Here is a 20,240-nt window from a genome sequence, read left to right as displayed (position 1 = left end):
GGGCGGCCGCTCGCACCACTGCGGTACTTCGGACGCTAACGTCAGCGGCATGGCAAAGGTCAAAGACTCGATCAAGGTCGGCTTGGCGCCGGCACAGGCGTGGGAGCATGCGCTGGACCTGTCCCGATTCGGTGAATGGCTTGTCATTCACGACGGGTGGCGCAGTGAACTCCCGGGGCCGGGGGAGATCGGAAAGGGCACCAAGGTGTCGTCGGTCGTCGCCGCCAAGGGCACCCGCGTGCGGTTCAACTGGGTTGTCGACGACTACGACCCGCCCCGTCGCGTCAGCTTGAAGGGCGAGGGCAAGGGCGGGGTGAAGGTGACCCTGATCCTCGAGGTCGCCCCCGCCGGTGACGGCACCGACCTCACCTTCGAACTCGAACTCGGGGGCCTGCCGATGATCGGGCTCGCCGGGCGGGCGGCCGCGAAGGTCGTCAAGGGAGACATCCACACCTCACTCCAGAAGTTCCACGACCTCTACGCCTGACATCGCCGTCGCCACCTGTGTATAGAATCCGGCGAGCCTCGAAACAAGGTGGTGAGGGGATGGGTCGACATGGAGTCGACAGCAGCGCCGATGAAGAGTTCGGATTCAGCGGGCATCGTGACGGCGGACGGGGTAGCGGGGGACGTTGGGCTCTTGTCGCTCTGGTGCTGGTCGCGGTGCTGGTGGCGGGACTGATCTTGTGGCGCACTGTGTGGGATGGGTCGGGGACCGATTGCGATTCCCGGGAGGCGGTCGCGGTGATCGCCGACCCGTCGATGGCCGGCACCCTCAAGCCGGTCGCGGCGCAGGCATCGAGCGGATCCTGCTATGACTTCACGGTCACGGCGGTCAGTGGTGCCAACGTTGCCGGGCAGCTGACCAAGGGCGATCAGGCTCCGGATCTGTGGATCGCGGACTCTCAGACGAGGGCACGCAAGGTCACCGATCAGGTTCGCGTGTCACCCGACATCATCGCCGACTCCGTGGCGGCGAGTCCCGTGGTGGTTGTGGCCAAAGATGCTGCACCGCTGCAGAACTGGGTTGACGTCATGACGCTGCCCGGGCTGCGTCTGGGCAATCCGATCGACTCGAGCACCGGCGATGCACCCATTGTCGGCGCGCTGGCCGCCGAACAGGACGGCGCGATCACCCGCAAAGAGTTCACCGACGCCATGACACTGCTCGCGCTGCAGCAGGGCAACGCGCGCGTCGGCGGCGACTCCGACGGCGACCGCCTCGCGCTGGCCGCGGGCAGCGATTCCCCGACCGTTGTCAGTGAGCAGCATTTCATCGAGTTCGCACGCGCGAATCCCGACAGCGGTCTGACACCGTCGATCCCGGCCGACGGGACGATGGTCTTGGACTACCCGATGCTCAACACCGCGTCGGCCGCCCGCAAGGACACCATCGCGAAGGCGGGCGCGAAGCTCGCCGAGCAGATCGCCTCTGATCAGGGCGCACAGGCCCTGACCGCCAGTGGATTCCGTACGTCGGTGGATGCGCCGGGCCCCGAGGGTGGGGTCGGTCCGGTGACGGTACTGACCCTCAAGGATCCATCGCAGGAGGACAAGGCGCTGCGACAGTGGGCGGTACTCGGCGTGCCGATCCGCAGTCTTGTCGTCGAAGATGCGTCGGGCTCGATGGAGGAACCTGCGGGGGACTCCACGCGTGCCGAGATGCTGGTGGAGGCCAGTCAGAACGGGCTGAAGTTGTTCCCGAACAACACCGCATTGGGTGCGTGGCTGTTCTCGATCAACTTGGGCGGGCAGGGACAGGACTGGCTTCCGATCGCGCCGATCGAGCGCCTCGACACCGTCGACGCGGACGGGCAGACACACCGCCAGTACCTGGAGTCGCAGATCGTGACGTTGCCCGACCGCCTCGGCGGCGCGACCGGGCTCTACGACACGACGCTGGCCGCCTTCAAAGAGGTACAGGACAGCTACGACCCCAACTTCTCGAACAGTGTCATCATCCTGACCGACGGTCAGAACGAGGACGACAACTCGATCAGCCTTCAGGGGCTGCTGGCTGAGCTGAAGGCGCTCGAGGACCCGGCCAGGCCGGTGCTCATCCTGACCATCGGCATCACCGAGGACGCTGACGCTGACTCGCTGCAGCAGATCGCCGATGCCACCGGTGGCACCAGCTATGTCGCCGAATCGGCTGCCGACATCTCCACGGTGTTCGTCGATGCGGTGGCATCGCGCATCGAGGCGGCTGGTCGCTAGTGTGAACTACAGCCGTGAAACGCCAGGTAGACCGCTTTAACACGGCCACGCTTAAAGCTGGCTGAGTTCTGAGAGATTCCTGTCAAAGTCCCGTCAAACGGACCGCGGTCGACTCTCAGCAGGCACTATATACACCATGACCTCGATCAACACTTCATCTGCAACAAGCCGAATTGTCAACGCGGGCAAGGTGGCTGCGGTGATCGCAGCCACCGGCGCCGCGATTGCCGCCTGCGGCGACGATGGCGGCAGCACTTCCCCGTCGACCACGGCGGCAGCGGCGACATCCGCCGAAACCGGGTCGGCAGCTGCGGAAACAACAGCTGCACAGGGGAACTCGACCTCGCCGTATGCCGATGGCGAATACTCGGCGACCGGCACCTACAACTCACCCGGTGGGGAGCAGTCGATCGGTGTCACGGTCACCCTGTCGAACTCGGTGGTCACCGCGCTCACCCTCGACAGAAGTCAGACCAAGGGCACCTCGGCCGAGTTCCAGGAGAAGTTCGCCGGCGGCATCGACGCGCTCGTGGTCGGCAAGAGCATCGACGAGCTCGATGTCAGCAAGGTGTCCGGCTCATCGTTGACCTCGGGTGGTTTCAACAACGCGATCGATCAGATCAAGAGCGAAGCCCAGGCGTGATCATCGGCTCGGCGGCGGCGACGTCTGTATGGGAGTTCAGCGCACTGGGGACGGCCTGGGACATCGCGTTGCCGCAGCCGATCCCCGGGGAGCTCCGCGCACAGATCGCCGCCGAACTCGGCCGTATCGACCAGGTGTGGTCGAGGTTTCGGTCGGATTCGGTGGTCGCCGAGATCGCCCGCGCTGCGGGGCAGTACCCCGTCGCAGAATCTGATCAGCCGATGATCGACCTTCATCGGCGTCTCTACGAGGCCACGGACGGTCTCGTCACGCCGCTGGTGGGACAGACGCTGGACGATGCCGGGTACGGCGCCGGGTACGCGCTGCGGCCCGCCGACACCGTGGCAGCGGTACCTGCCTGGGACGACGTGATCACCGGCTGGCAGGGCGCCCTGAGCACGAGTCGGCCCACCCTGATCGACGTCGGCGCCTGCGGGAAGGGGTTCGCTGTCGACCGGGTGTCGCGGCTCATCGAAGAGGCCGGGTTCCCCGAGTTCCTCGTCAACGGCAGCGGTGACATCAGGGCCGGTGCGGCGCCGCACCGCATCGCCCTCGAGCACCCGACCGATCCGACAAAGGCCATCGGCACCGTGGTGATCGAGAACAACGCGATCTGCGGGTCGGCGAGTAACCGGCGAGCGTGGGCCGATTGGCACCACATCGTCGATCCCCGGAGCGGTAGACCAACCCGAGAGGTGCTCGCCACCTGGGTGATCGCCGATGACACCCTGACCGCCGACGGTCTGTCGACCGCGCTGTTCTTCTGTCCTCCGCAGCAATTGCTCAGTGACTTCCGGTTCGACTACGTGGTCGTGCGGGCCAACGGCAGCGTGGAGCACTCTCACGCTCGAGAACTGGAGCTCTTTCTATGACGTTCGTCCGCCTCATCGACCGGATCTCGATGTATCGCTTTGTGTTGCTGGCGCTGGTGCTGTTGGCCGCGTACTCGCTGGCCGTTGCGGCCTCGGGCACCGACTTCGCCTATACCGCAACACAGTTGCTGGGATCGCTGGCAATCCTCGTCATCGTCTGCGGCGTCGTCACCTACGCGTGCGCCGCAATCGTACGGGTCCCACCCGGCAGCGAATCGTGGTTGATCACCGCCTTGATCCTGTTCTTCATCTTCCCCGGCGTCACCGATTCCGACGCCGCGTGGGGACTGGTGCTCGCCGCCGCGGTCGCGAGCGCCTCGAAGTACGTCCTTGCCGTGCGCCGCCGCCACATCGTCAATCCGGCGGTCGCGGGCGCGGTGATCAGCTATCTGCTCGCCTACTTCTCCATCGGACCGTTCGAGTATCCGGTCTGGTGGATTGCTGCCGAACCGCTGCTCATCGCCATGATCGTGATCGGCGCGGCGGTGGTGTGGAAACTGCGCGAGTGGTGGCTGGTCGGTGTCTTCGTCGTGGTGTCGGTCCTGACGATCATCGTCGTCGCCCTCGATGCGGACACGCCGATCGGTGAGGCGCTCGACTTGGGTTTCACATCGACGCCGTTGCTGTTCGTCGCGGCGATCATGCTGACCGAGCCACTCACCTCACCCGCGACGCGGATCCTCAAGGTCGGCTACGCGGCGCTCGTCGGTGTACTGATGTTCTGGGGCCAGACGTTCGAGATCACGTCCGACTTCACGCTCGCGTTCGTCCCCGAGATCGCGTTGCTCGCCGGCAGCCTCTTCACATTCATCGTCGGGATGCAGTGGCGGCGAACCGTGCTCTCCGTGGAGTCGGTACGGCCGATCGGTGTCGACACGTACGAGGTTCTCGCCACGCCGCCGCTGCGGTTTCGGCCCGGACAGTGGGCGCAGATCTCGGCGGCCACCTGGAGTCCGTCGCCGGACAAACAGGGCACCCGGCGGGTGCTCTCGCTGGCCGGAGCACCGTCCGAGTCTCAGACGCGCTTCGGATTCACCGCTGTCGGTGAACCATCCGCGTTCAAGAAGGGTCTGATCGACGGCTCTACCACCAGGCTGTACGTCGACGAGGTGGGCGGCGACTTCACATTGCCCCGCAAGACCTCAACCCCCACCGTCTTCATCGCCGGGGGCATCGGGGTCACCCCGTTCCGGTCCATGCTCGCCGAGCTGACTGCACGAACCGGCGGCGATCTGTCCCACGTTTCGATGATCTACGCGGCCAACGCCGACGACCGGTTGGTGTACGCCGATGTTCTGGACGCGGCGAAGAACCTCGGGGCCCAGGTGATCACCGTCGTGGGTGGATTGGTCAGTGTGGAAGAGATCGAATCCGTCGCCCGTCCCGGCGCGCATTACTACCTGTCCGGGCCACCGGCGATGCTGGCAGCACTCAAGCCGATGCTGATCCGAGCCGAACCTGAACTCCGCTGGCAGCCCTGGCGGGTACACACCGATCGCTTCATCGGGTACTAGTTAGCGGGACGGCGCTCCCCGAAGTCGGAGGATGTGTCAGTTCCTCCGACTTCGTCCTGTTCCTCCGGTTGCAGTCGGAGGAGGTGGCTGGTGTCGGAGGAAGTATGGGGCCTACGCGATGATTCCGGCCTGTCGCAGGGCCTTCTGCAGTTTGGCGTGGAGCCGATCCGGTCGCATCAGGTCGTCCCAGGTCCATCGCACAACGATGAGGCCGAGCGCGCGGAGTCTGTCTTCGCGCACTTTCTCTCGATACACCGTTTCTTCTGGAGGCTCACCCGGGCGCCACGAACGCAGGTATTTCGTCTTGCCATCGAACTCGCCGACAACCTTGCCTTCCCAGCCGAAGTCGGTCCGGCCTATGAATCCCTCGTCGTCGTAAAAACTGGGTTGAAGGGTCGGCACCGGGATGTCATCCCAACCGACCATCAATGCGCGGCTGAGAGATTCGCCGACGGACTCGGCGTCACCGTCGGCGACCATCAGCGCGTTCCGCAACGTCCCGATTCCTTCTGCGTACGGAAATCGCGCCACGATTGCATGCAGTTCCACAATCGGAACCCCCTCGCGGAGTGCAGTATCGAGTGCCGAGACCGCCTGCTCGAAGCTGCCGCTTCTGGCTACATCGCAAGCAGTGAGTGCTCGACTGGTGACCCGAATGCCGTCGACCATGACGACGTCGCCCGCGGCAAGGTCACCCTGGTGGACATGGACATCACCTTCGACTTTGCCCTTCGATAGAGCAGTCATGTGTACGTGCCGTCTGTCGGGTTTCAGCAGCGCCATGCCGTGCATGACCGCCGCCGATTGGTGGCTGACGATCCGAACGCGAGAGCGGCCGGCGACGGCGATCACCGCACGACGGTATGTGGCATCGTGCGAGAGTTGTTCTTCGTCAACGGGAGCCGAGACGCCACGGACGATCGACTGCAGGTCGCCGGCTTGCTTTGCCGATCGAAGCTCCGAATCCGTACCGATGCCCGACTTTATGATGACCCGGCGACGAATCAGACCGTGCTCGTCTGGTGTGAAGTCCATGCCGATGAGTGTGACCGGCGCCGGCGACCTCGAGCGTTGGTCAGGGGTCAATTGTGGATGGATGCGCACCCTGTGGATAACAGACCTCCTCCGACTTTGAGCAGGTCCTCCGGTTGCACAGTCGGAGGGTGTGGCAAAAGTCGGAGGATGTGTCAGTTCCTCCGGTTTCGGGGGGGCGGGGAAGCGGATCAGCCGCGCGAGACCAACGCACGCAGGAAGAACGTGAGGTTGGCCGGACGCTCGGCGAGGCGGCGCATGAAGTAGCCGTACCACTGTGAACCGAAGGGGACATACACCCGGACCTGGCGGCCTACCTGCGCGAGTCGTAGCTGCTCACCATTGCGAATGCCGTAGAGCATCTGGTGTTCCCACTCCTCGGGTCGGCGGCCGGCGGCTGCGGACAACGTCTCCGCTGCCGCGATCATCGCCGGGTCATGGCTGGCAACCATGGGATAACCACTGCCCTCCATCAGGATTCGTAGGCACCGAAGGTAGGAGTCGTCGACGTCTGCCTTGGTCTGGAAAGCCACGTCCGCGGGTTCGGCATATGCTCCCTTGCAGAGCCTGATCCGCGACCCCGGGCCTGAGAGTTCGGCGCAATCATCCTCTGTGCGATGCAGATAGGACTGCAATACGGTTCCGAGGTCGGGGAAGTCGGCGCGTAGTTCGCGGACGATCCGCAGGGTGGCGTCCGTGGTGGTGTGGTCCTCGGCGTCGACGGTCACCCAGACGCCGGCTTGTGCTGCCGCGACGGCGATCCGGTGGGCGTTTTCCAGCGCGATCTTCTCGCCGTGGCGCGGCAACGCACGGCCCAGCGCAGACAGTTTCAGTGACACCTCCAGGGGATGCTCGAGTGACGAGACCTCCAGCTCGCCGAGTAGCCCGATCAATCGCAGGTACGCCTGTACCGTCGCCTCGGCCGCCGATTCGTCGGTGGTGTCCTCGCCGAGGTGGTCGATGCTGATCATGCGCCCGGACGCGAGCAGGCCTGTCCCGGCATCGAGAACCTCGTCGAACGATTCGCCGGGTACAAAGCGGTGCACCACGTTCCGGGTGACGGGCATCTTCTCGGCGGTGCGTTTGATCCGGTCGCTGCGAGCAGCGGCCATGATGACGTTGCGGGTCACTGCGACGATGGGTGCGTTCACGGCTGCTCACCTGCCATGTGGGGATAGGACGACGAGGTCGGCGGGTCGAACGTCTCCTTGATGGTGCGGGTGGACGTCCACCGCATCAGGTTCTGCTTCGACCCCGCCTTGTCGTTGGTGCCCGAGGCCCTCGCACCGCCGAAAGGCTGCTGTCCGACAACGGCGCCAGAGGGCTTGTCGTTGATGTAGAAGTTTCCGGCGGCGTTCCGCAGTCCCGACATCGCGGTGGTCACCGCGGCCCGGTCGTCGGCGATCACTGCACCGGTCAGCGCGTAACGGGCACTCGAATCGACCTCGTGCACCATCGATTCGAACTCGTTGTCAGGATAGACGTGCACTGCCAGGATGGGGCCGAAGTACTCGGTCCTGAAGGATTCGTCGTGGGGATCGTCGCTCAGCAGGACGGTCGGCTGGACAAAGTAGCCTGTCGAATCGTCGTGGCCGCCACCCGCCGCGACCGTGAGGGACGGGACGGATTTCGCCCGCTCGATCGCTGCCGCCGACTTGTCGAACGCCCGCTGGTCGATGACCGCTCCGCCGAAGTTGTGCAGATCGCGGACGTCGCCGTAGGCGAGTGCGTTGGTCTCGGCCAGGAAATCATCGCCCATCGTGTCCCACACCGATCTCGGGATGTATGCGCGGGAAGCGGCAGAACACTTTTGGCCCTGGTACTCGAACGCTCCGCGGACCAGAGCAGTGCGCAGGACGTCGGGATCGGCCGACGTATGAGCCAGCACAAAGTCTTTGCCACCGGTCTCGCCGACGAGTCGCGGGTACGTGCGGTATCGCTCGATGTTGGAGCCCACCTCACGCCACAGGTGCTGGAACGTCGCGGTCGAGCCGGTGAAGTGGATACCGGCGAGGTTCGGGTCTGCCAGCGCTACGTCCGACACCGCGATGCCGTCACCGGCAACGAGATTGATCACTCCGGGCGGCATCCCGGCGGCCTCGAGGAGCGTCATGGTGAGGTAGGCGGCGTAGGTCTGGGTGGGTGACGGCTTCCAGACGACGGTGTTGCCCATCAACATGGGTGCGGTGGGCAGGTTCGCCGCGATGGCGGTGAAGTTGAACGGCGTGATCGCGTAGACGAAGCCTTCGAGGGGGCGGTGGTCGAGCCGATTCCACACCCCGGGACCGGAGATGGGCTGCTCGGCGAGGATCTCGCGGGCGAACCCGACGTTGAAACGCCAGAAGTCGACCAGCTCGCACGGCGCGTCGATCTCGGCCTGCTGCACCGTTTTCGACTGCCCGAGCATGGTGGCGGCAGCGATCTTCTCGCGCCACGGTCCGGACAGCAGGTCAGCGGCACGCAGCAACACTGCGGCGCGATCATCGAATGATGTTGCTGCCCAGTCGGCTGCGGCATCACGGGCGGCAGCGACGGCCGCTCGTGCGTCGTCTCCGGTGGCGTTCGTGAACGTTCCGAGGACGTCGTTGTGTGCATGGGGTTGCACCACGCAGGTGCGTTCACCGACGCCGGTGGCGTGGACTCCGCCGATGACGTGAGGCAGGTCGATGGGTCCTGCTGCCGTCTGTCTGTCGAGCTCTGCGCTGATGCGGGCTCGCTCGGCGGATCCGGGTGCGTAGGTGTGGACCGGCTCGTTCCGGGCGGTCGGGGGAGTGGTGATGGCGTCCATGAATCCATTGCATCGCGATCCGATCCGCCGAACGATAGCCGATCGGACAAGGTAATGCCCTATTCTTGGTTCACCCAGACAAAGGATGCCTCGATGGCTCGACCGCACGGTGCCGTCCCGCCCGATGGTTCGCTGACCCTCGGGAGATTGCTCCTCGCGCTCGACGGCACCCTGGTGACGCTGGTCGAGGCACCAGAAGGGCTTGACCAGCCGGTCTCGACCGTTGCGCTGCTCGACGCCGACGACCTGTTGCTCGGTGTCGGACGGGCCGCCCGCGCCGCGGAACTGGCACTGCTGGTCGGCGTGGATTCCGAACAGGCCACTGCCTGGCTGGCGACGCTCGGTACCCGGACACCGATTGCCATCCTGATGAAGCTCCCCGACGCCGACCTGGTCAGGCGGGCGGCGGCCGGTGGTATCGCGGTGGTGGCCGTGGATCCGCATGCGCGGTGGGAGCGGATCTACAACCTGATCGGGCGGGTTCTGGATCAGTCCCGGACCGGATCACCTGAATCCATGGCGAGCGGTACCGCAGGCGACCTGTTCGCTCTCGCGCAAGCTGTCGCCGACCGTACCGGCGGCCTGGTGAGTATCGAGGACGCCGACTCTCATGTGCTGGCCTACAGCAGTTCCGACGAGCAGGCGGATACGCTACGCCGGTTGTCCATCCTCGGGCGTGAAGGCCCACCGGAGATGCTCGACTGGCTGCGGCAATGGGGTGTGTTCGGCGCCCTGCGGTCCCGGACGGAGGTCGTTTCGGTGGCCGAACGCGTGGACCTCGGATTGCGACCCCGGATCGCCATCGGTATCCGCGAGCCCGGTGCCGCAACATATCTGGGCACCCTGTGGTTACAACAGGGCGCTGCGGTCATGCCGGACGACGCAGGCGCGGTGATCACGGGTGCGGCTGCGGTGGCGGCTCGGATCATCGCCCGTTCCGCAGCGGTGCCGTCGGTGCACGGAGAACAGGTGCAGCGGCTGCTCGGGCTGCGCGGCGAGGTCATCGACGTCCCGTATCTCGCATCCGCTCTGGCCCTTCCGGTGGACGGTCCGGTCGCGGTCGTGGGCTTCGGCGGCCGCGACGTCGCGGATGCGGGCACTGTGTTGACAGGGTCATACCTCCCGGCACTGACGCTGCACGCCAGTGCCTTTCGGACCGACTCGGTGACTGCGGCCGCGGGCGACCGTGTCTACGTACTGTTTCCGCGGACCGACGCCGGCGCGGCGACGTTGCAGTGGGCGCGCGTGACCGTGGCGGCGGCGCAGCACCGGTTCGGTGTCCGGGTGCGCGGCGTGGTCGCCGAGTCGCGGGCGGGTCTTGGCGCAGTGGCAGGACTGCGTCAAGACGTGGATCGGGTCCTCGACGCGGCGCAGCGGGAGGGAGCGCACATCGACGCCGTCAGTACCGTCGAGCAATCACGAACACCGGTGCTGCTCGCGGAGATCGTCGGTCTGCTCGCCGACAACCCCGACCTGATCGATCCGCGGGTTGCTCAGCTACGCGAGTACGACCTGGCCCATGATTCCGCGCTGGTGCCGTCGGTGCGGGCGTACCTCGACGCGTTCGGCGATGTCCGGACGGCTGCGGGTGAGTTGCACGTGCACCCGAACACGCTGCGGTATCGGCTGCGTCGTACGCGGGAACTCACCGGCCTGGATCTGGGAGACCAGTCGACCCGGCTGGTGGTGGCGTTGGCGCTCCGGGTGTAGCCACCCGGAATCTGCTGTACCAGGCGAGCGCCAACGAGATCAGGGCCGCGAGGACGGCGATGCCGATGCTGACCACGATCACGGCTGCGACACCGTTCTCGCCCGGATCGAGGAACGGGTAGGGGTACCAGTCGACGAGCGGACCGCGGATCGAGGTGTATGCCACGTACACCAGGGGAAAGATCAACCAGATCATGGCTTTTCGGGAACTGATGCCCACCGCGGGCGGATCGATCAGCCAGTCGATCGCAACTGCGACGGGGACCAGGTAGTGCAACACCGTGTTGTCCCATGCGACCGCTGTGAACTGGGTGGCTTCGAGTCCGGACAGCAGGACGGTGAAGCCGATGCCGGTCACGAGCATGTACAGGGTGCTCGCGCCCCGCAGCATCGCGATCCGGTCGAGCGATCGTCCACTCGCCAGCAACCCCGCACTGAGCAGCAGCACCACCGAGGCCAGCAGGTTGCTCTCCACGGTGAAGTAACTGAAGAAATTGGCGGCTTCGAACGTGCCGCGATCGATCAGCACCACCACCTCGGTGACGAGCGCAGTGAGAGTGAGCAGTCCAAGGATCAGTTTGAAACCGATGAGACCGAGGGTGCGCACGTGCTCATTCAACTCTGTTGCCGGGTTCCTCCGGTCGTCGCCGCACCAGAAGTCCGATTCCCGCCAGCAGGGCGACGCCGCCCACCACCCCGATGATGATCGGGATGATCGTGCCACCCCACCGCAGTTGATCGACGTAGCCGCTCGCCTTGTCGGACTGACGCTTGATCGTCGCGTCGGACCAGGCCATCGTCGCGCTGAAGGCATCCATCCGGAAGTCACGGATGGGCGCCGCCAAATCTGGATCCTCCCAGCCGGGCGACTTGAAGTACTGGTGCTGGATCTCGCGGCCGTTGAGGACGGTGCCCGTGTTCGGCTCCACCCACACGTGCCGGGTGGCCTTGGCGAAGCGGTCCATCACGACCTTCTCGTCGGCCGGTATCCCGGTGATGCCCCACCAGCTCGCGGGCATCTCCAGCGAGGTGCCCAGGCCCGGTTGACCGCTGGGTGTCTCGAGCAGCGTCTGGTCGATCTCGGGGACCTCGCTGACGAACTCGTACGCTGTCAGACCGTTGATCTCGGTCTCGCCAACGAACTTCGCGGGGACGTCCTGGCGGGAGTTGATGTCGTAGTACAGCTGGTCTGACTTGTCGACGTCGAAACCGAACTTGTACTGGAACCCTTCCCGGGGCGCCTCGACGAAGTTGTCCTCGGCATCGATGGTGCGGGTGCCTTCGGGGGCCTCGATCGTATGGAGGCGGTTGATCTCGCCGTTGGGCTTGCTGGTTTCGCGGTCGAGAGAAACCACGTCGACGCTGCCGGTGAGCACGCCATCCTCGCAGGTACGTTGGCCATCGACGGGGGCGACGGTCGGCTCGATCGTCTCGTCGCCGTCCTGGATGCGATCAATTTGGACCGTCTGCCCCGACTGCACGGTCACCTGGCCGGAATCGGACGGATCGATCACCACGGTGCGGCGCTGCTGGGTGAGATGGGCATCGAAGACCTCCGCCCGCGGTCCGCTGACAGAGCAACGGTTGAAGACCCGGGCGGGAACGTCATTGCTGTCGGTCAAACCCGCCGGCTGCGACTGCGCAACGGTGGTGATGTCGAGGTCGAGCGGCACCACCTTGAGCTTGGGGACCAACCACAGTGGAACCGCGATCGCTGCGGTGATCGCCGCTACCCCGATGAAGATCAACGCCGGTGCCAGAAACCTTTTGATGTCTTACCCCTCTCGAACGCCGATGCTCGGGTCCAAGTATGGCAAGGGTGATTGTCAGGGTGCGTGAGGGTGGTGTGTTCAGAGTGTCTCGTAGATGATGCTCGAGATGACGCCCTCGTCCTCGAAGACCGACGAGATCTCCGGACCGAAGTCGTCGAGGCGCCCGGCGTTGTTGACCATCAGCGCGTATGCGACCGTGCGACCGCTCTTGGTCTCGATGTAACCGGCGAGATTCTGGGCGACGAGGTTCACGGCTTCCCCGTCCTCGGTGGGCTCCACGGTGGTCCCGGTCTTCGCGAAGACGTGGCCTTTGCCGGGCAGGGTGGTCCCGGTAGAGGCCAGCGAACCGTTGACCCCCATGATCGGCAAACAGGCCTGATAGTCGGCGGCCACGTCCGTCTTGCTCATCGCGGTCAGCAACTGGACCAGAGCGCGAGGCGAGGCCTTGCTGTCAGGACTGCCGCTGCCATTGGTGGGGAAGTCGAATTGTTTGCCTTCGATACCGAAATCGGCGATGAGCGTCTCCCGCTCGGCGGCCAGGGCAGTGTCGATGGTGGTTGCTCCCTTGGTCAGACCGAACAGGCTCAGCGCCAGGTTCGCGCCGAGGTTGAGGCTGACCTTGAGGATGAGCTGTGCCTGCTGGAGGTAGGGCGGGGAGACGAAGGACGCGACGCGGTTGTCGTCGGTGTAGGTGTCCGCGGCAGGCAGCTGCGCCGCCGGGTTGGGGCCTATTGCGGGAGCGCTCATGCCGATACCGTTGCGGCGCAGGGCTTCGACGAAGGCGGTGCGCGCGTAGGCCGCAGGGTCCTCGATTCGAAACGTGCCGACGAAGGTCTCGTTGCCGGTGAGCGGTGCCTGATAATCCGCGGCGATGTCGCCGCCGACGGTGCCGGTGCACCCGGCGACGCCGACGCACTCGATCCGGCCGTTGTCGGACAACGTCACCTTGCTGTCGGTGCCTGCGGAAACCGTGGTGACCGCGCCCGTGACGGTCAGGGCAGACGATTTCGGTCGATAGTCGACCGTCGCCGGCCCGCCGGGCTGCGTCGGATCGACGATCACGTCGACCATGTTCTCGTTCACGAGGATCGGAGTGATCAGCAAGTTGCCGTTCGGAACGCGGTACGGGGTGAACAGTCTGTCGTCGACGATCACATTCCCGCTGATGGTCTTTATCCCCGCCGCTTTGACCTGGGCGGCGAGGTCGTTGATGGCGAAAAGCGGATCCTGCGGCGTCGGGATCGCGGTGCCCAGGTTGTTGGCGTCGTTGTGATCGAAGTCGGTGAACTCCACGGTGTCCGCGTCGATGCGACGGCCTCCGAAGGTGAGGTCACCGTTGCCGACGAGGATCAGATCGCCGTTCAGCGTGCCCTGGACGACGGTTCCGGTGCGGTACACGGGCGTGGTGATCCGGTGGTCGGCGCCGAGAGTGTTCAGCGCCATACCGACCGAGAACAGCTTTCGCGTCGACCCGGTGAGTGCGATGTCGTCGGGGTTGAGGTCGTAGAAGACCTCTCCGGTCTTTACATCGCTGACCAGCAGACTCCACGTCGCGCCGGATTCGAGGTAGCGGGGTTTGTCGAGGACGGCACGGATGCTGTCCGGGAGTGGGGTGGCCGACTTCGAGGCGCCGGCCGACGGGCCGGCGCTGTCGGAGTCGGTGCTGCAGGCCACTGCAGCAACAGAGACGCCGGCGACCCCGGCGAGAAACGAACGGCGCTTGATCGTGCTGCTGAACATGGTGATTCCCTCGGGCCTGGTTACTGCAACTTGCGGCAACACCGAAGTTTGCCATGCTTGCGTCGAAATGTCCTCAGGGTCAACTCTTGTAGCCTGGGCCGAATGTTGATCCGTCAGGCAACCCGCGACGACGCCCACGCGCTCGCAGTGGTTGCGGCCGCCACCTTTCCGCTGGCCTGCCCACCGCAGACGACCGCGGCCGCGAAGGCCGACTTCATCGCGACCGAGCTGTCGCGGGAGCGTTTCGACGAGTACCTGGCCGACCCGGAGCGAATCATCGTCGTCGCGGACGACTCTGACCACCTGAGCGGCTACACGATGATCGTGTTCGGTGAGCCCGCTGACCCCGACGTCGCGGCAGCCATCACGCTGCGACCGACCGTCGAACTCAGCAAGTGCTACGTGCTGCCCGGTGCGCACGGAGGTGGGGTCGCGCATCAGCTGATGGCGCAGACCCTTACGTTGGCGCAGGCTCGCGGTGGTGCGGGGGTGTGGCTCGGTGTGAATGAACTCAACGTCCGCGCGCACCGGTTCTACGAGAAGAACGGTTTCGGGAAGGTCGGAGGCAAGCGGTTCCTGATCGGCGGGGTCTACGAGGACGATGACATCCTCGAGCGGGCGTTGCCCTGACTGTGTTGCCAATGCCCACCAGAATCGTCCCCGAGAGCTCCCGCCGAGGGCTATGTGCCCTTGATGGGTGCTCTCGGGGCAGAAGATGGTGCCCTCGGCAGGATTCGAACCTGCGACCTACCGCTTAGGAGGCGGTTGCTCTATCCCCTGAGCTACGGGGGCGCACGGGAGAGAACTTACCAAGTCAGTTGAGGTAGCCCTCGACCACGTTCTCCGACCGCACCTCGGCGTCGTCGGGATCGCCGCCGGAACGCCGCAGCGCGTCGCGCTGTCGGAGCAGGTCCCAGCACTGGTCGAGCTGCACCTCGACCTCGCGGAGCTGCGCGTGCTCCTCTTCGGGAGTGATCTCGCCGTCCGTCAGCTGACTGCGGAGTTCTTTTTCGTGTGCGATCAAATCGGTGATCTGGGCGTGGAGGTTCTTGTCAGTGGTCACCACACAAACTCTAGGCGCCGTCCCCGGGTGAGTGCACGTGCCGCATGGAGGCGGTTACCGCCTGTTCGGCCGCAGCCGCAGGTAAGGGACCTTATGCTCTGGAATCATGACGCGAACAATCGTGCCGAAGGAACCGGCAATTGCTGCACTGGCCTCGGTGTGGGGGTCCATCCGGGCGCTCGCCGGCGAACTCACCGCCGAGCAGTGGGACGGTCCGTCGATTCTGCCGGGATGGTCGGTGGGCGATGTGGTCGCCCACGTCATGACGACGGAGTTGTTGCTGCTGGGCGACCCGGTGCCCGAAACCGACGTCGATGTGGAGTCGTTCGAACACGTCCACAATGAGATCGGCGCGATGAACGAACGCTGGCTGGAGCACTATCGGGCCCGTGGCCGAGTGGCGGTGCTCGCCGACTTCGACGATACGACGTCGAGGCGGATAAAAGCACTGCAGGCGATGACCCAGGACGACTTCGACGCCGACTCGTTCACGCCGGCGGGCCCCGACACCTACGGACGCTTCATGCGGATCCGGGTGTTCGACAGTTGGATGCATGAACTGGACCTGCGGGACACCCTGGGATTGGCGCCGCCCGCCGACGCTGCGAGCGCTGCACTCGCGTTCGACGAGATCTATCGCGCCTTGCCGTTTCTGGTGGGCAAGAAAGCGGGAGCGCCGAAAGGCAGCCGCGTCCGCATCGTCGTCACCGGGCTCGTCGAGAGCACGGTGAACGTCGCGGTGGACGGTCGGGCTTCGATAGTGTCCGATTTCGACGTGGAGCCCACTGTGACCGTGACGGTCAATTATGCTGATTTCGCTCGTCTCACCGCGGGGCGCGCAACAGCGGATCCGACCGTCGCCGTCGTCGCCGGTGACCGCGCACTCGGCGAGGATGTGCTCGGGAACCTGACGTTCGCGATGTGAGGCCGATGTCGGGGGAGGACTGATGAACGGAAAGACCATGATTCGGCGGCTGTTGATCATCGCGTTGCCGGTGATCGTCGCGCTCGCGATCCCCGCAGCCCCGGCTGCGGCGCAGACGCCGAACCTCGGACAAGACTTTCTGTGGGGCGTGGGTTCGGCGGGATTCCAATCCGAAGGTTCGTCGCCCGACAGCAACTGGTTGCGCTATTCGAACTCCGGGCGGGTACACGATCCCGTGGGCACCTCGGTCGACTTCCGCCACCGGTACGCCGAGGACATCACCAACGCCAAACAGATGGGTGTCAAGGTCTACCGGATCAGTGTGGAGTGGGCGCGTATCCAGCCGGAGCCGGGTGTGTGGGATCAGCGCGAACTCGAGTACTACGACCGCGTCATGCACTACATCCTGCTCTCGGGAATGCGGCCGATGATCACGCTCGACCACTGGGTGTACCCGGGCTGGGCGGTCGATCGGGGCGGTTGGAACAACCCGAAAATGGTGCGCGACTGGCTGACCAACGCCAAGAAGGTCGTCGACCGCTACGCGCGCTTCGACCCCATCTGGATCACGGTGAACGAACCGATCGTGTACACGTATCTCAAAGAGCTGAGCTTCGGTGGCATCGCGCCGCAGAATGTGCCGCTGATGCTCGACCAGCTGGTACGGGCACATCGCACCATCTACGACTACATCCACGGCCGCCAGCCCGGTGCCTGGGTGAGCTCGAACTCCGCGTATCTCCCTACGGTGCAGCCGGTTCTGGATGCGATGTTCCTCGATCGCATCAAGGACAAGCAAGATTTCGTCGGCATCGACTACTACTACTCCGTCTCGGCGACCGACCTGAACACCTACAACGCGGCGACCGAGGAGTACTGGAAGGCCTCGACATCTGCCGACGGCCTGTACTACGCGTTGCGCTACTACGACCGGAAGTTCCCGGGCAAACCGCTCTACATCGTCGAGAACGGGATGCCGACCGAGAACGGGGCGCCGCGGCCGGACGGATACCGGCGTGCCGACCAGCTCCGCGACGCTGCCTACTGGCTGGCTCGTGCCAAAGCCGACGGCATGAACGTCGTGGGCTACAACTACTGGTCGATCACCGACAACTACGAGTGGGGTAGCTACACACCGCGTTTCGGGCTATACCAGGTGGACGTGACCACAGACCCCGCCTTGCTGCGCCGGCCGACAGCAGCCGTCGCGGCCTATCGGGACGTCATCGCCAATGGAGGCGTTCGCTCAGACTATCGACCCACCAGGCCGGCCCAGTTCTGCTCTCTGGTTGATGCTCCAACGAGCTGCAGTCAGCCGGTACGGTGAACGAGTCGTCGAGTTCGGGAGCGGGGGCGAGGTTCTCGTCGGCGGACCGTTCGGCTTCGGCGGATCCGAACAGTGCCACCGCAACAGCGCCGAGAACAGCGAATGTGAAGCCGGCCAATGCCATCCACTCGAGACCGGGCACAGTCGAATCGCCCAGCCACATCACCCCGACGATGCCCGGCGCGGCGGTCTCACCGACCACCAGGGCGGCGGTCGAACCGTTGACGGCGCCCAGCTGCAGCGCGACGGTGTGCAGATAGAAACCCGATGCCCCGGCGATGGCGATCACCCAGGCGGCAGGGTCGGCCAGCATCACGGGCAGCGAGAACGGGTCGATGCCGTCGAGCACCCGAACTCCGATGGCGACCGCACCGAAGAGCAGTCCCGCTGCTGCGCCGGCAGCAACCGAGCCTGCAGGCCCCATCCTCCGGACGCCGTAGATGGACAGTCCGACGAGAACCACTGTCGCAATCAGCAAGGCCCAGTGCAGGGAGCGTGGGGTTGCTCCCGCGGTGTGGGGCCGCGAGGCGGCACCGAGTATCAGGAGCGCGGCCAGCACGGTGCCGATGGCAACCCAATCCCGGGTGTGCAGCCTGATCCCGAGCAACCGGATACCCAGGACAGCGGTGATGACCAGGTTGCCCGCGACGATCGTCTGGGACAGAAAGAGCGGCAACATCCTCGCGGCGCCTGCCCCCGCGATGAAACCGAGGACGTCGAAGATCGCACCGACGATGAAGACGCCGGTCATCGCGGTCGCTGCCGTGGAGCGTAGCGAGGGCGCGCCCGTCGCGGTCGACATGCGGTGATCGGCGGAGTTCTCGCGGGCCGCTTGCCGCGCACCGAGCGCCTGCATCACCGACGACAGGCCGTAACCCACCGCCGCGATCAGCGCCAACGTGACTCCGACGACCACTTAGAACACCCACTTTCCGCACAACTCGTATCTGACAACAACCAAGTCTGCTCAGGTAATTCCCAGCTTCGCCACTGATTTTTCTCAGGCGGGGTGGCATTGTTCACACTGTGGCCGGTCGCCACTAGGGTTGGGCGATGAGCAAAACCGTGTTGATCACAGGCGCATCCAGCGGAATCGGCGCGGAGGTCGCTCGCCAATTGGTCGCCAGGGGCCTCACCGTCCTGGGTACGAGTCGCGCGCCCGACGCCATCGCGACGCCGATCGCCGGAGTGAAATATCTCGAACTCGATCAGAACGACCCCGCCAGCATCGCGCGGTGCGCCGAGCAGGCAGGTGCGATCGACATCCTCATCAACAACGCGGGTGAGAGCCAGATGGGCCCTCTCGAGGACACCCCGATGGACGTCATCGAAAAGCTGTTCGCGACCAACGTGTTCGGGCCGATCGCGCTGACCAAGGCGGTACTACCGGGAATGCGGGAGCGCGGGAGCGGGACCATCGTGATGGTCGGGTCGATGTTGTCGAGTTTCCCGCTGGCTTTTCGATCGACCTATTCGGCGACGAAGTCGGCCATGAAGACCTTCGCCGACGCGAGCCGCCGTGAACTCGCCCCGTTCGGGATCGCCATCTGCACTGTCGAACCGGGCACCATCGCGACCGGCATCGGCGATCGGCGTGGCTACTACATAGCCGACGACTCGCCCTACCGGGCCGACTATGAGACCGTCGCCGAGGCCACCCGGCGCAATGAGAAATCCGGGCTGGCAGTGGAGCCGATGGCCGCGGTGATCGTCGAGGCCGCGCTGTCCGATGACCCGAAACCGCTGTACGCCAAAGGTAACCGGGCGCCCGTCGTGTTCGCCCTACGCCGGCTGCTGCCGCGCCGAGCGATCCTTGACATCATCGGTCGCTTCCATGGTCTGTCGAAAGCGCGTCCCTGAGGCGATGCGGAAACTACTCGTCATCGGCATCGGTCCCGGCGATCCGCGGCAGGTGACCATCGAGGCCATCGACGCGATGAAGTCCGTGGACGCGTTCTTCGTCCTCGACAAGGCGCCCGAACGTGGGGTGGCGGTGAAGCACTCGCTGGTCGGGCTGAGGCAGGAGATCTGCGACCGGTACATCGACGGCGACTACCGGTTCGTCGAAGTGCCCGACCCGCCTCGGGATCGCAACCCCGCCGACTACCGCGCCGAGGTGCGCCGCTGGCACGATGCGCGGGCCGATCTCATCGAGGAGGCCCTGGCCACCGAACTGGCGGAGGACGGGGTCGGGGGCATCCTGGTCTGGGGCGACCCCGCACTGTACGACAGCACGCTACGCATCGTCGACACGATCATCGCCCGCGGTCGTATCGACCTGGATTACACGGTGATCCCGGGCATCACCAGCTTCGCGTCGCTGACCGCCGCCCACAAGATCCTGCTCAATCGCATCGGGGAGCCCATCCACATCACGACGGGCCGCAGGCTCTCCGAGACCCCCGAGGGGGCGTCAGCGAACCAGGTCGTGATGCTCGACGCCGACTGCACGTTCCTGCAGACAGCTGCGCCGACGGATCACATCTGGTGGGGCGCCTACCTCGGGACCGCCGATCAGATCTTGATAGAGGGAACGGTCGGCGACGTCGGGGAGAGAATCCGCGAGACCCGGACTGCCGCCCGCGAACGGCACGGCTGGATCATGGACATCTACCTGCTCCGACGCTGACCCCGGCC

At 65.2% G+C, this 20,240-nt stretch carries 19 protein-coding genes and 1 tRNA gene; 11 read left to right on the top strand and 9 right to left on the bottom strand.

Annotated elements, in window-relative coordinates; all coding sequences use genetic code 11:
• Positions 1 to 49: 49 nt before the first annotated feature.
• From DFR67_RS06470 to DFR67_RS06450, 5 genes are all read left to right on the top strand, one after another.
• On the top strand, positions 50 to 487 hold the full coding sequence (locus DFR67_RS06470; RefSeq protein ID WP_110468578.1) for a type II toxin-antitoxin system Rv0910 family toxin: 438 nt from the start codon (positions 50 to 52) through the stop codon (positions 485 to 487).
• A 59-nt stretch (positions 488 to 546) separates the two neighbouring features.
• Positions 547 to 2,217, top strand: coding sequence for a substrate-binding domain-containing protein (locus DFR67_RS06465; RefSeq protein WP_110468577.1), 1,671 nt, complete (start codon positions 547 to 549; stop codon positions 2,215 to 2,217).
• 136 nt (positions 2,218 to 2,353) lie between these two features.
• Positions 2,354 to 2,860 (top strand): FMN-binding protein, encoded by a 507-nt coding sequence (locus DFR67_RS06460; RefSeq protein ID WP_110468576.1) that lies wholly within the window; start codon positions 2,354 to 2,356, stop codon positions 2,858 to 2,860.
• Entirely contained in the window at positions 2,857 to 3,732 is an 876-nt protein-coding gene (locus tag DFR67_RS06455; RefSeq protein ID WP_245937765.1) for an FAD:protein FMN transferase, read from the top strand. Before DFR67_RS06460 ends, DFR67_RS06455 begins: the two co-directional genes overlap by 4 nt.
• Positions 3,729 to 5,246: a ferredoxin--NADP reductase gene (locus DFR67_RS06450; protein ID WP_110468575.1), complete on the top strand. Its 1,518-nt coding sequence runs from the start codon at positions 3,729 to 3,731 to the stop codon at positions 5,244 to 5,246. The genes DFR67_RS06455 and DFR67_RS06450 overlap by 4 nt, the downstream gene beginning before the upstream one ends.
• Before the next feature lie 111 nt (positions 5,247 to 5,357).
• Here the strand turns inward: DFR67_RS06450 and DFR67_RS06445 are convergent, their stop codons facing one another.
• The 3 genes from DFR67_RS06445 to pruA all read right to left on the bottom strand — a co-directional run bounded on the left by DFR67_RS06445 (position 5,358) and on the right by pruA (position 9,066).
• Entirely contained in the window at positions 5,358 to 6,281 is a 924-nt protein-coding gene (locus DFR67_RS06445) for a hypothetical protein (RefSeq protein ID WP_110468574.1), read from the bottom strand.
• A gap of 188 nt (positions 6,282 to 6,469) precedes the next feature.
• The gene (locus DFR67_RS06440; RefSeq protein WP_110468760.1) at positions 6,470 to 7,390 is read right to left on the bottom strand and encodes a proline dehydrogenase family protein; all 921 of its coding nucleotides are present in this window, start codon (positions 7,388 to 7,390) and stop codon (positions 6,470 to 6,472) included.
• A 35-nt stretch (positions 7,391 to 7,425) separates the two neighbouring features.
• Positions 7,426 to 9,066 (bottom strand): L-glutamate gamma-semialdehyde dehydrogenase, encoded by a 1,641-nt coding sequence (gene pruA, locus DFR67_RS06435; RefSeq protein WP_110468573.1) that lies wholly within the window; start codon positions 9,064 to 9,066, stop codon positions 7,426 to 7,428.
• 93 nt (positions 9,067 to 9,159) lie between these two features.
• On the opposite strand from pruA, the gene DFR67_RS06430 reads away from it, so the two are divergent.
• Positions 9,160 to 10,776, top strand: coding sequence for a helix-turn-helix domain-containing protein (locus tag DFR67_RS06430; protein WP_110468759.1), 1,617 nt, complete (start codon positions 9,160 to 9,162; stop codon positions 10,774 to 10,776).
• Here DFR67_RS06430 and DFR67_RS06425 read toward each other — a convergent pair.
• The 3 genes from DFR67_RS06425 to dacB all read right to left on the bottom strand — a co-directional run bounded on the left by DFR67_RS06425 (position 10,712) and on the right by dacB (position 14,288).
• Positions 10,712 to 11,383, bottom strand: a complete 672-nt coding sequence (locus DFR67_RS06425; protein ID WP_110468572.1) for a Pr6Pr family membrane protein — start codon at positions 11,381 to 11,383, stop codon at positions 10,712 to 10,714. The genes DFR67_RS06430 and DFR67_RS06425 overlap by 65 nt on opposite strands.
• Before the next feature lie 4 nt (positions 11,384 to 11,387).
• Positions 11,388 to 12,524: a cell envelope lipid trafficking protein PgfA gene (pgfA, locus tag DFR67_RS06420; protein WP_158539912.1), complete on the bottom strand. Its 1,137-nt coding sequence runs from the start codon at positions 12,522 to 12,524 to the stop codon at positions 11,388 to 11,390.
• A 102-nt stretch (positions 12,525 to 12,626) separates the two neighbouring features.
• Positions 12,627 to 14,288, bottom strand: a complete 1,662-nt coding sequence (gene dacB, locus DFR67_RS06415; RefSeq protein ID WP_110468570.1) for a D-alanyl-D-alanine carboxypeptidase/D-alanyl-D-alanine endopeptidase — start codon at positions 14,286 to 14,288, stop codon at positions 12,627 to 12,629.
• A 102-nt stretch (positions 14,289 to 14,390) separates the two neighbouring features.
• Here dacB and DFR67_RS06410 point away from each other — a divergent pair, with 102 nt between their 5' ends.
• The gene (locus DFR67_RS06410) at positions 14,391 to 14,918 is read left to right on the top strand and encodes a GNAT family N-acetyltransferase (RefSeq protein ID WP_110468569.1); all 528 of its coding nucleotides are present in this window, start codon (positions 14,391 to 14,393) and stop codon (positions 14,916 to 14,918) included.
• Positions 14,919 to 15,004: 86 nt separating this feature from the next.
• Here the strand turns inward: DFR67_RS06410 and DFR67_RS06405 are convergent.
• Positions 15,005 to 15,080, bottom strand: a tRNA-Arg gene (locus DFR67_RS06405).
• Between the two features lie 22 nt (positions 15,081 to 15,102).
• A complete protein-coding gene (locus tag DFR67_RS06400) occupies positions 15,103 to 15,351 on the bottom strand; it encodes a DUF2630 family protein (RefSeq protein ID WP_110468758.1) in 249 nt (82 codons plus the stop codon).
• Between the two features lie 106 nt (positions 15,352 to 15,457).
• Here DFR67_RS06400 and DFR67_RS06395 point away from each other — a divergent pair, with 106 nt between their 5' ends.
• Together DFR67_RS06395 and DFR67_RS06390 are read left to right on the top strand one after the other, a co-directional pair.
• Complete coding sequence (locus DFR67_RS06395) at positions 15,458 to 16,276, top strand: maleylpyruvate isomerase family mycothiol-dependent enzyme (protein ID WP_110468568.1); 819 nt, start codon at positions 15,458 to 15,460, stop codon at positions 16,274 to 16,276.
• A gap of 22 nt (positions 16,277 to 16,298) precedes the next feature.
• On the top strand, positions 16,299 to 17,603 hold the full coding sequence (locus DFR67_RS06390; protein WP_245937764.1) for a family 1 glycosylhydrolase: 1,305 nt from the start codon (positions 16,299 to 16,301) through the stop codon (positions 17,601 to 17,603).
• On the opposite strand, the gene DFR67_RS06385 is transcribed toward DFR67_RS06390, so the two are convergent.
• The gene (locus DFR67_RS06385; protein WP_110468567.1) at positions 17,500 to 18,519 is read right to left on the bottom strand and encodes a hypothetical protein; all 1,020 of its coding nucleotides are present in this window, start codon (positions 18,517 to 18,519) and stop codon (positions 17,500 to 17,502) included. The genes DFR67_RS06390 and DFR67_RS06385 overlap by 104 nt on opposite strands.
• Before the next feature lie 137 nt (positions 18,520 to 18,656).
• On the opposite strand from DFR67_RS06385, the gene DFR67_RS06380 reads away from it, so the two are divergent.
• Entirely contained in the window at positions 18,657 to 19,463 is an 807-nt protein-coding gene (locus tag DFR67_RS06380) for an SDR family oxidoreductase (protein WP_110468566.1), read from the top strand.
• Positions 19,464 to 19,467: 4 nt separating this feature from the next.
• The gene (cobF, locus tag DFR67_RS06375; protein WP_110468565.1) at positions 19,468 to 20,232 is read left to right on the top strand and encodes a precorrin-6A synthase (deacetylating); all 765 of its coding nucleotides are present in this window, start codon (positions 19,468 to 19,470) and stop codon (positions 20,230 to 20,232) included.
• Positions 20,233 to 20,240: the final 8 nt, after the last annotated feature.

The organism is Williamsia limnetica (assembly GCF_003217475.1).
GTDB lineage: Bacteria > Actinomycetota > Actinomycetes > Mycobacteriales > Mycobacteriaceae > Williamsia > Williamsia limnetica.
The sequence above is the reverse complement of the archived record's forward strand: the minus strand, read 5'-3'. Positions and strand labels throughout refer to the sequence as shown.

What these genes read in the sequence shown, in the direction of transcription:
- DFR67_RS06470 (WP_110468578.1), top strand. Translation starts at nt 50, where the DNA reads ATGGCAAAGGTCAAAGACTCGATCAAGGTCGGCTTGGCGCCGGCACAG.
- DFR67_RS06465 (WP_110468577.1), top strand. Translation starts at nt 547, where the DNA reads ATGGGTCGACATGGAGTCGACAGCAGCGCCGATGAAGAGTTCGGATTC.
- DFR67_RS06460 (WP_110468576.1), top strand. Translation starts at nt 2,354, where the DNA reads ATGACCTCGATCAACACTTCATCTGCAACAAGCCGAATTGTCAACGCG.
- DFR67_RS06450 (WP_110468575.1), top strand. Translation starts at nt 3,729, where the DNA reads ATGACGTTCGTCCGCCTCATCGACCGGATCTCGATGTATCGCTTTGTG.
- DFR67_RS06445 (WP_110468574.1), bottom strand. Translation starts at nt 6,281, where the DNA reads ATGGACTTCACACCAGACGAGCACGGTCTGATTCGTCGCCGGGTCATC.
- DFR67_RS06440 (WP_110468760.1), bottom strand. Translation starts at nt 7,390, where the DNA reads ATGGCCGCTGCTCGCAGCGACCGGATCAAACGCACCGCCGAGAAGATG.
- pruA (WP_110468573.1), bottom strand. Translation starts at nt 9,066, where the DNA reads ATGGACGCCATCACCACTCCCCCGACCGCCCGGAACGAGCCGGTCCAC.
- DFR67_RS06430 (WP_110468759.1), top strand. Translation starts at nt 9,160, where the DNA reads ATGGCTCGACCGCACGGTGCCGTCCCGCCCGATGGTTCGCTGACCCTC.
- dacB (WP_110468570.1), bottom strand. Translation starts at nt 14,288, where the DNA reads ATGTTCAGCAGCACGATCAAGCGCCGTTCGTTTCTCGCCGGGGTCGCC.
- DFR67_RS06410 (WP_110468569.1), top strand. Translation starts at nt 14,391, where the DNA reads ATGTTGATCCGTCAGGCAACCCGCGACGACGCCCACGCGCTCGCAGTG.
- DFR67_RS06395 (WP_110468568.1), top strand. Translation starts at nt 15,458, where the DNA reads ATGACGCGAACAATCGTGCCGAAGGAACCGGCAATTGCTGCACTGGCC.
- DFR67_RS06390 (WP_245937764.1), top strand. Translation starts at nt 16,299, where the DNA reads ATGAACGGAAAGACCATGATTCGGCGGCTGTTGATCATCGCGTTGCCG.
- DFR67_RS06380 (WP_110468566.1), top strand. Translation starts at nt 18,657, where the DNA reads ATGAGCAAAACCGTGTTGATCACAGGCGCATCCAGCGGAATCGGCGCG.
- cobF (WP_110468565.1), top strand. Translation starts at nt 19,468, where the DNA reads ATGCGGAAACTACTCGTCATCGGCATCGGTCCCGGCGATCCGCGGCAG.